Origin of the sequence: Streptomyces sudanensis (assembly GCF_023614315.1) — a bacterium.
Classification (GTDB): Bacteria; Actinomycetota; Actinomycetes; order Streptomycetales; family Streptomycetaceae; genus Streptomyces; species Streptomyces sudanensis.
In genome coordinates this window covers 512,943-523,577 of record NZ_CP095474.1, presented here as the reverse complement: position 1 = coordinate 523,577, position 10,635 = coordinate 512,943, and the positions used below count along the sequence as shown (strand labels likewise).

Here is a 10,635-nt window from a genome sequence, read left to right as displayed (position 1 = left end):
CCGCACCCCCGAGCAGCGCGCCGAGCGCGAGCGCGCCGCCGCCCCGCCCGTCCCGGCCGGGCCCGCCCTGCTCCCGCCGCTCCTGAACCGCGCCGAACAGCGCGAGCGGCTCGTCCAGTTCCTCTCCCGCGGCCGCTCCGTGCGCCTCACCGGCCCCGCCGGCTCCGGCCGCACCCGGCTCCTCGACGCCGTCGCCGCCGACTGCGCCGACCTCGCGCCCGACGGCGTGATCCGCCTCTCCGGCCACCGCCACACCGTGGGCGACCTCCTGTACGACCTCTTCGCCGCCGTCCACCAGGCGCGCGACCACCGCCCCGACCGCGCCGGGCTGCTCGCCCTCGTCCGCGAGATCGGCGCCGTCGTCCTCCTCGACGACCTCGAGTTCGGCGGCGCGGCCCTCGACGAGCTCCTCGACGCCGCACCCGAGTGCGCGTTCCTCCTCGCGGCCGGCCCGGACACGCCCGCACCCTCCCCGGACGCCTCCGTGGAGGAGATGGCCCTCACCGGCCTCGACCGGTCCACCACCCTCGAACTCCTCGAACACGCCGTCGACCGGCCCCTCACCGACGAGGAGGCCAACTGGGCGGGCGACCTCTGGTTCGAGTCCGAGGGCCTGCCCCTGCGCTTCGTCCAGGCCGGCGCCCTGCTCCAGCAGCGCGACGCCCTGCGCGCCCCCGCCCCGGAGGACGGCGACCGGGACCCGGACGACGCCGCCGGCGCCGACGCCCACGACGCGCCCCTGCCCAGCGTCGGCGAAGCCGCCGCCCCCGCCGCGCTGCTGGCGTCCCGGCTCTCCGAGGCCGCCCGCGAGACCCTCCGCTTCGCCGTCGCCCTCGGCGGGGAGGTCCCCCACCAGGCGCACCTGCCCGCCCTCATCGGGGACACCCACGCCGACGCCGCGCTCGGCGAACTCCTCCGCTGCGGTCTGCTCACCCCCGTCGGCCCGCGTCACCGCCTGGCCCCCGGCGTCGCCGAGCAGCTCGCCGAGGACGGCTACGGCGAGGGCGCCCCGGCCCGCGCCCACACCGCCGCCCAGCACTACGCCTGGTGGGTGGGCCACCCGTCGGTCGCCCCCGAGCGGGTCGCCGCCGAGGCGGACGCGGTGCTCGCCGCGCTGCACGCCCTCGCCTCCAGCCAGGAGGCCGGGCACGCCAGCACCGCCGTCCTCCTCGCCCGCAGCGCGGCGCCCGTCCTCGCGGCCGGCCTGCGCTGGGGCGCCTGGGAGCGGGCCCTGCGCTCCGGCCAGGCCGCCGCGCGGCTCGCCGGCGAGGTCGCCGAAGAGGCGTACTTCCACCACGAGCTGGGCGTCCTCGCCCTGTGCCGGGGCAACCTCGAACGGGCGCGCGCCGAGCTGGAGGCGTCCATCGCGCTGCGCGGGGCCCTCGCCGACAAGCGCGGCACGGTCGCCGGCCGCCGCGCCCTCGCCCTGGTGGCCGACTGCGAGCGGGGCGCCCGGCAGTCCTCCCCGTACGACGTCCCGGCCGTGCTGCCGCCCGGCGGCCTCCGCGCGGGCGGGGCGAGCCGCACGGCCCCCGTTCCGGGCCCCGGGCGCGCGGAGGCCGCCGGTACGAGGCCGGCCGCCGCGACCGGCGCGGACGCGGACACCGGCCCGGACCCCGCCCCGGGCGGGCACGCCTCCCCGGCCGTGACCGGCGGACGGGCGGGCGGCACCGGCCTCGGGACCGGGGCCGCGGGACTCGGCGCGGCCTTCGGCATCGGACCGGGCGCCCCCGGCGGCCCCGGGGCGGACTTCGACGCCACGTACGGCGCCGTCGGCGCGGGCACGGGGACCGGCGCGGGCACGGGGGCGTACGCGTACCCCGGCCGGGAGCGGCCCGCCCGGAAGGGGACCCGGAGCCTGCTGCTCGCCGGCACCCGGCGCAACCTCGTCGCGGCCGGCGCGGGCGCCGTCCTCGCGGCGGTGCTCGGTACGGTCGTCACCCTCGGCGCGACCTCCGGCGACGGCACGGGCGGCCCGGCCGGCGACAAGGTCGTCACCGAGCGCTCGTCCGAGGCCGGCGGCACCGGGGGCTCCGACGGCGGCTCCGACGGCGGGACCCCCGACTCCGGCGGCGCCACCACCGGCACCTCCGGCGGCGGCGACGCGGACGACCCCGCCGGCGGACCGACGGACGACGGCCCCGGCCCGTCCGAGCGGCCCGGTTCGCCCGACCCCACGGAGGAGGTCCCCACCGGCCCGGCGACCGGCCCGTCGACACCGGGCGGCGGCGCGGACGCCGGCGGTACCGACACCGGCGGCACCAGCGGCGGCACGTCCGGCGGCACCACCGGCGGTACGTCCGGCGGCACGGCGCCCGGGGACTCCACCACCTCCCCGGGCACCACGGGCTCCCCGACCTCGGGCGGCTCGACCACCACCGGCCCCGGCCCCTCGGGGTCCACGACGACCGACCCGTCGCCCACGGAGACGTCGACCGAGCCGCCCACGGAGACCCCCGACCCGGGCGGCGCCGCGGGAGGCGCCACCGGCGACAGCAGCAGCGGCGGCTCCACCGCGGGCGGCACGTCGTCCAGCGCCAGCGGCGCCCTCGTGCCCGGCGAGCCGTCCCCGGCCGGTTCGGCCGCCTGAGCCGGGCCGGGCCCACCCGGGCCCGCGCCCGCACACCACGACGGCCCCGGGCCTGCCGCCCGGGGCCGTACGCGTGGGATCCGGTGGAGCCGGCGGACCGTCAGAAGAGGCGCAGCTTGTCGTCCTCGATGCCGCGCAGCGCGTCGTAGTCCAGCACCACGCAGTCGATGCCCCGGTCCGTCGCCAGCACCCGCGCCTGCGGCTTGATCTCCTGCGCGGCGAACACGCCCCTCACCGGCGCCAGGTGCGGGTCCCGGTTCAACAGGTCGAGGTAGCGCGTCAGCTGCTCCACGCCGTCGATCTCCCCGCGCCGCTTGATCTCGACGGCGACCGTGCCGCCGTCGGCGTCCCGGCACAGGATGTCGACCGGGCCGATCGCCGTGGGGTACTCGCGGCGGATCAGCGTGTACCCCCCACCCAGTGTCTCGATCCGGTCGGCGAGCAGCTCCTGCAGGTGCGCTTCCACGCCGTCCTTGACGAGACCGGGGTCCACGCCCAGTTCGTGGGACGAGTCGTGGAGTATCTCCTCCATCGTGATGATCAGTTTCTCGCCCGCCTTGTTGACGACCGTCCAGACGCCGGAGGACCCGCCCTCGCCCTCCCTGAGGGTGCACGGCGGAGACATCCAGTTGAGGGGCTTGTACGCCCGGTCGTCGGCGTGGATCGAGACGCTGCCGTCGGCCTTGACCATGATCAGGCGGGGGGCGGAGGGCAGGTGGGCCGTGAGCCGGCCCGCGTAGTCCACGGAGCAGCGGGCGATGACGAGACGCATGGTCGGCAACGCTACTCGACACACGAGGTTCCGCGCGATTCGGTGCCAAACGGCCGTGAACACATGGCCTGTTGTGGGTCAATCTCCTGGTGCCGCCGGGGCGGCGCCCCTACCGTGGAAGCGGGAGGTCGTCACTCGTGCACACAGCGTGTGCGCACGGGGGCTCCTCCTTCCCTGCCCGTAGGACCCCGCTCCCGGCGGGGTCACGAGAGGAGAACCCATGTCGCTCGACGTCTCACCGGCCCTGTTGGAACAGGCCGAGCGAGGCGAGGTCGACGAAGCGGCCTTCGTCGACTGCGTCCGGACCTCCCTGCCCTTCGCATGGGAGATGATCAGTTCTCTGGTGGCACGGCTGAGGGAGGACGGGGGAGCCTTCGCCGACAACCAGACGCCTCCGCCGGACGAGCAGGCGCGCGGACAGCTGCTGCGCGCGCTGGCGAGTGACGCGATACGGGGGGCGCTGGAGCGCCACTTCGGCGTCCGGCTGGCCTTCCAGAACTGCCACCGCGTGGCGGTGTTCCCCCTGGACCCGTCGGCCGACGAGCGGCTGGCCCGCTTCACCTCCGTACGGGCCCAGCTCCTCAACCAGTCGCCGGTGCTGCGCGACTGCTGACGCCGTGCGTGTTGCCGCCCCGGAACCGCCGCCGAGGCACGGCGGACGCAGGGGCGGCAGCAGGCCGGACGGGACCCGGCCCCGCGCCGCCGGACCGGCGCCCGTACGCCTCACCGCAGCAGCGGCAGGACCTCCGCGCCCAGCCGGCGCAGGTTCTCCTCCGTCGCCCCGACCTGACCCGACCCCTCGGCCAGCAGCGCGAACCGCCGGATGCCCGTCCGCTCCGCGGTGGCGGCCAGCCGGTCCGCGGCCAGCCGGGGCGTCCCCACCGGGTGCAGCCGGCACAGCAGTTCCGTGTACGCGTACGGGTCCCGCATCGACCGGTGCCGGCCGTCCACCGTCACATGGGCGTCGAGCCCCTGCCGCAGCCAGCCGGGCATCGTCTTCAGCAGCGTCTCCGCCGCGTCCGCGGTGTGGTCGGCGATCTGCACGACGCCCGCCGACACGTGCCGCCCGGCGATCCTCGCCACCTCGTCCGGGGCGTGCCCGGCGGCGAGGGCCTCACGCCGCCACAGGGCGGTGACCTCCGCCTTCTCCTCGTCGCCGCAGTGCATCCCGAGCAGCATCGGCAGGGCGCGCTCCGCGGCGAGCCGGACGGTCCCCGGCGAGGTGCAGGCGAGGACCGTCTCCGGCGCGGACGCCCCGTCGACCAGTTCGTCCGGCCGGGGCACCACCGCGACCTCCCGGAAGCGGTGCCGCTCGCCGTCCGCCGCGACGCGGTCCTCGCGCAGCCAGCGCAGCAGCACGTCCAGCGACTCGGGGAAGTGCCGCTCGTACGCCTCCAGGCCCGTGCCGAACACCTCCAGGTCGACCCAGGGGCCGCCGCGTCCCACTCCGAGCGTGAACCTCCCGCCCGACGCGATGTGCAGCAGCGACGCCTGCTCGCCCAGCGCGACCGGATGGGCCGTCGGCAGCACGCTCACCGCCGTGCCGACCCGGATGCGGCGCGTCCGGCCCAGCAGCAGCGCGGCCAGCGTGACGGCGGAGGGGCACACCCCGTAGGGGACGAAGTGGTGCTCCGCGAGCCACACCGAGTCCAGCCCGGCCTCCTCGGCGACCTCGGCCGAGCGCACCGCGCGGTGCAGCGCCTCGCTGTGCCCCTGGCCGGGGAACCCCGCCGCCAGCACGAAAGTCCCCACACGCATCGCCCTGTGCCTCCTCGACCGCCGACGCCGCTCTCCCCCCACGCCGACAACGCCCGACCCGTGGCGGAGGCAACGGCGCACGGCCGGGTTCTTGCGATTTTCGGCCGACCGCCCCCGGACGGGGGGCGGATCGCACGGGTGCCCGAGGGCGGGCNGGGGTGTGCCGGAGGCCGTCGCGGGGCCCTTACGCTGGACGGGACATCCGCCCCGTCCGCCCTGTGAGGTGCTCCCGTGTCCCCGCGCCGCAACCGGCCCCACAAGAGGGGCGGAGACAAGTCCCCCGAGACCGGCGACGGCGGCGGTCGCTACGGCGGGTTCCAGCGGACGGAGGCGTGGCGGGGCGAGGACTGGGCCGTACGGGACGTGACGGGCGCGAGCGCGGCGGGCAAGCGGTACCGCTGCCCCGGCTGCGACCAGGAGATCCCCTCCGGCGTCCCGCACGTGGTGGCCTGGCCCCAGCACGGCGACGTGGACGACCGGCGGCACTGGCACCGGGGGTGCTGGAACGCCAGGGACCGCCGCACCACCCGGACGCAGCGGTCCCGCAGCGCCCCGCGCCACTAGGGCGCGGACCGGCTCAGGCGTCCCGCCGGCCGAACGCCGCGTACGCCCCGCCCAGGGCCGCGGCGGCCAGGCCCGCCATGATCCACAGCGCCTCCCAGCCGGACGGCCCCGACATGCCGCCGGTGGGGTCGCCGGTGTAGAGGGTGCCGAGCAGGACCGGCAGGGAGTACTCGACGAGCGCGTTCCGCAGTCCCTCCAGTTCCTCGGCGTACAGGCCGATCATCAGCACGTACGGCAGCAGCACCAGGCCGATCACCGTGGTGATCGACCCCGCCGAGTGGCGCAGCAGGGCGCCCACGGCGAGGGACAGCAGTCCCAGGCACGCCATGAAGAGGCCCACGCCGACCGTCGCCCGCGCCCACTGGTCGGCGGTCGCCCCGTCCGTCGTCCCGAGGATCGCGCACTGCGCGGCCGTGGTGAGCGCCGCGACCAGGGTCGTCGTCGTGAAGACCAGCCCGGAGAAGACGAGCGCCTTGGCGGTCAGCACCCGGCCGCGGCTCGGGCACGCCGTCAGCGTGGTGCGGATCAGGCCCGTGCCGAACTCCGAGGTGATCGTGAGCGCGCCCAGCGTGATCACGCACACCGTGGCGAGCAGCGTCCCCGGCAGGCTCAGGAGGAGGACGGCCCCCTCGCCCCGCTGCTCGCCCGCCAGGGGCTCGCCGACCACGAACGCCAGCACCACTCCGAGCCCGGCGACGAGCGCGACCATCACCCCCAGCGTCCAGACCGTCGACCGCAGCGACCGCATCTTGGTCCACTCGGAGGCGACGGCGTCGCCGAGGTGGGCGCGGCGCACGGGGATGGGGGAGGTGTACGGGGTGGTGGTCATCGGGCGTCCTCGGTGCTGCTCTCGTGCGTACGGCTCTGCTGCGGGCCCCCTCCGCCGCCGGCGCGGTCCCCGTCCGCCGGCCCGGCGGGCGNGGGTCCGGCGGCGNCGGNCGGGGCGGGCGCGGGGACCTGNCGCGGCGGGGGACCGGGCCGGCGGCGGGGGCGGGTACCAGCCCTCCAGCGGCACGTCGGGGACGCCGGGGGGCCGTTCGGGCACCGGCCCCAGCTCCGCGAGCCGGTCGTCCGTGGAGCGGTGGTCCACGGACGACTGCGTCAGCCGCATGTACGCCTCCTCCAGCGACGCCTGGTGCGGGGACAGCTCCCACAGCCGGACCCCGGCGTCGTGCGCCAGGTCGCTGATGCGGGGGAGGGGCAGCCCGGTCACGCGCAGGGCGCCGTCCGGCTCCGGCAGGACGAAGCCGCCGGCCCCGGTCAGGGCGGCGACCAGCTTCCCGCGCTGCTCCGGTTCGGTCGCCGGGGTCCGCACGCGCGCGAAGCCGGCGGAGTTGGCGGCGATGAAGTCGCGGACGCTCATGTCGGCGAGCAGCCGCCCCCGGCCGATGACGATCAGGTGGTCGGCGGTCAGGGCCATCTCGCTCATCAGGTGCGAGGAGACGAAGACCGTGCGGCCCTCGGCGGCCAGCGCCCTCATCAGGTTCCGCACCCAGAGGATGCCCTCCGGGTCCAGGCCGTTGACCGGCTCGTCGAAGAGGAGCACCTGCGGGTCGCCCAGGAGCGCCGCCGCGATGCCGAGCCGCTGGCCCATGCCGAGCGAGAACCCGCCGGACCGCTTGTGCGCCACGTCCCGCAGGCCGACGACGCCCAGGACCTCGTCCACGCGCCGCGCGGGGATGCCGGCGAGCCGGGCGAGGGCGAGGAGGTGGGCGCGGGCCGTACGGCCGCCGTGCACCGCCCGCGCGTCGAGCAGGGCACCGACCTGGCGGGGGGCGTTGGGCAGCTCGCGGAAGGGGTGGCCGTCGATCGTGGCCTGTCCGGAGGTGGGCCGGTCCAGCCCGAGGATCATGCGCATCGTGGTCGACTTGCCGGAGCCGTTGGGCCCCAGGAACCCGGTGACGACACCGGGCCGCACGCGGAACGACAGGTCGTCCACGGCGGTCTTGGCGCCGTAGCGCTTGGTCAGGCGGACTGCCTCGATCATTCTCCAGCCCCACAGCTCGGTCCGACGGCGGGCGGCGCCGCGCACCCGCACGCCGCAGGCCGCCCGTAGGAGGTAAGAGGAGGGCGAGGGCCCTGACGGTTCCGCCCCCCACCGGAAACCTACGCGTCGCGGCGCCTGAGCACCACGTAGCCCCCGGCCAGCGCCGCCGCCACCCACAGCAGCATGATGCCGAGCCCGCCCCACGGCCCGTACGGGACGGGGTCCTGGCCCATCGCGTTCGGCACCACCTGCATGATCTTCGAGCCGGCCTGGTCGGGGAAGTACCGGGCCACCTCCTTCGCGCCGGGGACGGCCGACAGGATCTGCGACACGAGGAAGAAGAACGGCACGAGGATGCCGAGCGAGAGCATCGACGAGCGCAGCATCGCCGCCACGCCCATCGAGAGGACCGCGATCAGGCCCATGTACAGGCCGCTGCCGATCACCGCGCGCAGCACGTTCTCCTCGCCGATCGACGTCCGGTGCTCCCCGAGCAGCGCCTGGCTGACGAAGAACGACGCGAAGCCGGTGGCGAGGCCCACGGCCAGCGCCAGCAGCCCCGCCACCGCGACCTTGGCGAAGAGGAACGTCCCCCGGCGCGGCACCGCCGCCAGTGACACGCGGATCATGCCGGAGCCGTACTCCGTGCCGACCACCAGGACGCCGAAGGCGACCATCGCCAGCTGGCCCAGCATCATGCCGGAGAAGCCGACCAGGGTCGGGTCGAAGGCGGCCCGCTCGAACGCGGGGAGGTCCTCGAACCGCGCCCGCGTCAGGGCGCTGAGGCCCGCCCCCGTCGCGACCGTCACCACCAGGGCGCAGGCCAGGGTCCACGTCGTCGACGCGACCGTGCGGATCTTGGTCCACTCCGACCGGAGGACCGCGGGTACCGACGCCATCGCTCAGGCCCCCCTCACGCCCGCGCCCCACCGGGGGGCGTCGCCGCGGTGCGCCTGGTACTCGACCGCCCCCGCGGTCATCCGCATGAACGCCTCCTCCAGGGAGGCCCGCTGGGCGCTCAGCTCGTGGAGGACGACGCGGTGCTCCGCGAGGAGTTCGCCGATCCGCTCCGTCGACGCCCCGTCGACCTCCAGGGCCCCGTCCCCGGCGTCCACCGCCGTCAGGCCGGCCGCGGCCAGGGCGTCCCGGGCGGGTTCCCGCTGCGGCGTCCGCAGGCGCACGTAGCTGCGCGAGTTCTCCCGGATGAAATCGGCCATCGGCATGTCGGCGAGCAGCTTTCCCTGTCCGATGACGATCAAGTGGTCGGCCGTCAGGGCCATTTCACTCATCAGATGACTGGAAACGAAGACCGTTCTGCCCTCCGCCGCGAGGTGTTTCATCAGGTTTCGGATCCAGTGAATTCCCTCCGGGTCGAGCCCGTTGGCGGGTTCGTCGAACATCAGAATCCGGGGATCGCCCAGGAGCGCGGCGGCGATTCCCAATCGCTGCCCCATGCCCATCGAAAAATTCTTCGATTTCCTGCGCGCCACCGCCGTCAGGCCGACCAGATCGAGGACCTCCCCGACCCGCTGTTCGGGAATGCGGTTCGACTGCGCCAGGCACAGCAGGTTGTGGTACGCCGTACGGCCCCCGTGCAGCGCCTGGGAGTCCAGCAGGGCGCCGATGTGCCTCAGCGGCTCGTCCAGCTCGCGGTAGCGCCGGCCGTCGATCCGGACCGTGCCGCTCGTCGGGGCGTCCAGGTCCAGCACCATGCGCATGGTCGTCGACTTGCCCGCCCCGTTCGGCCCGAGGAACCCCGTCACCATCCCCGGGCGGACCGTGAAGGAGAGGTGGTCGACGGCCGTCTTCGCACCGAAACGCTTGGTCAGGCCCGCTGCTTCGATCATGCGCCCACGCTACGAAAGCGCACGGCCCCCCGCCACCGGGGTGGCGGGGGGCCGTACGGAGCACACGACTCCGGTCCCCACGGGGGAGCGGGACCGGCGTGCGGACCCGCCGTCCGGGCCGGCCCGGCGGATCGCGTGCCGACGGGTCAGCGGGACTGCTGCGTCGGCAGGCTGCGGCCGGCCGGCTCGTCGTCCGGGACGTTCGCCGCCGCGACCGCGGCACCGGTCAGCGTGGCCAGCATCTCGCGGACGTTGGTCAGCTGGGCGTTGATCGAGTCCCTGCGGTTCGTCAGCGCCGCCAGCTCGCGCTCCGACTCGCTGCGGATGCGGTCCGCCTTCGCGTTGGCGTCGGCCACGATGTCCTCGGCCTGGCGCTGCGCCGTCTCCACCGTCTGGCGGGCCCGGCGCTCCGCGTCCGTGCGCAGCTTCTCCGCCTCCAGGCGCAGCTGCTCCGCGCGGTGCTCGATCTCCGCGAGCCGCTTCTCCGCCTTCGCCTGGCGCGAGGCCAGGTCCCGCTCCGACTGCTCGCGCCGCTTGGCGAGGTTCGTCTCGAAGTCCGCGGCGGCCTGGGCGGCCTTGGCGCGCGTCTCCTCGAACAGCGCGTCGGCCTCCTCGCGCTTCGACTGCGCGTCCTTCTGCGCCTCCGCCCGCAGCGTGCTCGCCTCGGACTGCGCCTTCTCGACGATGCGGGCGCCCTCGTCCTCGGCCTTCGCCTTGCGCTCCGCCGCGTACGCCTCCGCGTCGTTGCGCACCTGCTGGGCCGCCGACTCGGCCAGCTCGCGGTGCTGCTCGGCGGCGCGGCGGGCGTCCTCGCGGAGCTCCTTGGCCTCCTCCTCGGCGAGGCGGAGGATCTTCTCGACGCGGGCACCCAGACCGGCGTACGACGGCTCGGAGTCACCCGCCTGGATCTGGGCGTTCTGGGTTTCGAGGTGGAGCTCCTCGATGCGCTTTTCCAGGGCGGTGATTCGGGCCAGGGCGCTGTCACGGTCGGCGACGAGCTTGGTAATGCGGTCGTCCACCTGACCGCGGTCGTAACCACGCCGCACGAGCTCGAAGCCGAAGGGGGAGGAAGTGTCGCTCATGGGGTTCCTGTCGAATGAGACCGGTGAGGTGTCAG

The 10,635-nt window shown here is 75.6% G+C and carries 10 protein-coding genes; 3 read left to right on the top strand and 7 right to left on the bottom strand.

The features are described 5' to 3' along the window. Positions 1–2,590: ATP-binding protein (locus tag MW084_RS02205; protein WP_275563444.1), on the top strand; the 2,590-nt coding region annotated here is incomplete at its 5' end. A 100-nt stretch (positions 2,591–2,690) separates the two neighbouring features. Here the strand turns inward: MW084_RS02205 and nucS are convergent. Continuing rightward, positions 2,691–3,362 (bottom strand): endonuclease NucS, encoded by a 672-nt coding sequence (gene nucS, locus MW084_RS02200; protein ID WP_010474583.1) that lies wholly within the window; start codon positions 3,360–3,362, stop codon positions 2,691–2,693. 220 nt (positions 3,363–3,582) lie between these two features. Between nucS and MW084_RS02195 the strand changes: the two genes are divergently transcribed. After that, positions 3,583–3,975, top strand: coding sequence for an SCO5389 family protein (locus tag MW084_RS02195; protein ID WP_010474584.1), 393 nt, complete (start codon positions 3,583–3,585; stop codon positions 3,973–3,975). Between the two features lie 110 nt (positions 3,976–4,085). Here the strand turns inward: MW084_RS02195 and MW084_RS02190 are convergent, their stop codons facing one another. Continuing rightward, positions 4,086–5,120: an LLM class flavin-dependent oxidoreductase gene (locus tag MW084_RS02190; protein ID WP_255129310.1), complete on the bottom strand. Its 1,035-nt coding sequence runs from the start codon at positions 5,118–5,120 to the stop codon at positions 4,086–4,088. Between the two features lie 231 nt (positions 5,121–5,351). Here MW084_RS02190 and MW084_RS02185 point away from each other — a divergent pair, with 231 nt between their 5' ends. Then, positions 5,352–5,684 (top strand): hypothetical protein, encoded by a 333-nt coding sequence (locus MW084_RS02185; protein WP_010476678.1) that lies wholly within the window; start codon positions 5,352–5,354, stop codon positions 5,682–5,684. Between the two features lie 13 nt (positions 5,685–5,697). Here MW084_RS02185 and MW084_RS02180 read toward each other — a convergent pair whose 3' ends face one another. The 5 genes from MW084_RS02180 to MW084_RS02160 form a co-directional block, all read right to left on the bottom strand. Then, complete coding sequence (locus MW084_RS02180; RefSeq protein WP_010476680.1) at positions 5,698–6,513, bottom strand: ABC transporter permease subunit; 816 nt, start codon at positions 6,511–6,513, stop codon at positions 5,698–5,700. Between the two features lie 132 nt (positions 6,514–6,645). After that, on the bottom strand, positions 6,646–7,671 hold a 1,026-nt coding region (locus MW084_RS02175), incomplete at its 3' end, for an ATP-binding cassette domain-containing protein (protein ID WP_275563443.1). A 119-nt stretch (positions 7,672–7,790) separates the two neighbouring features. After that, on the bottom strand, positions 7,791–8,570 hold the full coding sequence (locus tag MW084_RS02170; RefSeq protein ID WP_010472442.1) for an ABC transporter permease: 780 nt from the start codon (positions 8,568–8,570) through the stop codon (positions 7,791–7,793). 3 nt (positions 8,571–8,573) lie between these two features. Next, on the bottom strand, positions 8,574–9,518 hold the full coding sequence (locus MW084_RS02165; protein WP_010472443.1) for an ABC transporter ATP-binding protein: 945 nt from the start codon (positions 9,516–9,518) through the stop codon (positions 8,574–8,576). A gap of 146 nt (positions 9,519–9,664) precedes the next feature. Next, a complete protein-coding gene (locus MW084_RS02160; protein WP_010472445.1) occupies positions 9,665–10,600 on the bottom strand; it encodes a coiled-coil domain-containing protein in 936 nt (311 codons plus the stop codon). Positions 10,601–10,635 lie beyond the last annotated feature (35 nt).

What these genes read in the sequence shown, in the direction of transcription:
- MW084_RS02165 (WP_010472443.1), bottom strand. Translation starts at nt 9,518, where the DNA reads ATGATCGAAGCAGCGGGCCTGACCAAGCGTTTCGGTGCGAAGACGGCC.
- MW084_RS02170 (WP_010472442.1), bottom strand. Translation starts at nt 8,570, where the DNA reads ATGGCGTCGGTACCCGCGGTCCTCCGGTCGGAGTGGACCAAGATCCGC.
- MW084_RS02180 (WP_010476680.1), bottom strand. Translation starts at nt 6,513, where the DNA reads ATGACCACCACCCCGTACACCTCCCCCATCCCCGTGCGCCGCGCCCAC.
- MW084_RS02160 (WP_010472445.1), bottom strand. Translation starts at nt 10,600, where the DNA reads ATGAGCGACACTTCCTCCCCCTTCGGCTTCGAGCTCGTGCGGCGTGGT.
- nucS (WP_010474583.1), bottom strand. Translation starts at nt 3,362, where the DNA reads ATGCGTCTCGTCATCGCCCGCTGCTCCGTGGACTACGCGGGCCGGCTC.
- MW084_RS02190 (WP_255129310.1), bottom strand. Translation starts at nt 5,120, where the DNA reads ATGCGTGTGGGGACTTTCGTGCTGGCGGCGGGGTTCCCCGGCCAGGGG.
- MW084_RS02195 (WP_010474584.1), top strand. Translation starts at nt 3,583, where the DNA reads ATGTCGCTCGACGTCTCACCGGCCCTGTTGGAACAGGCCGAGCGAGGC.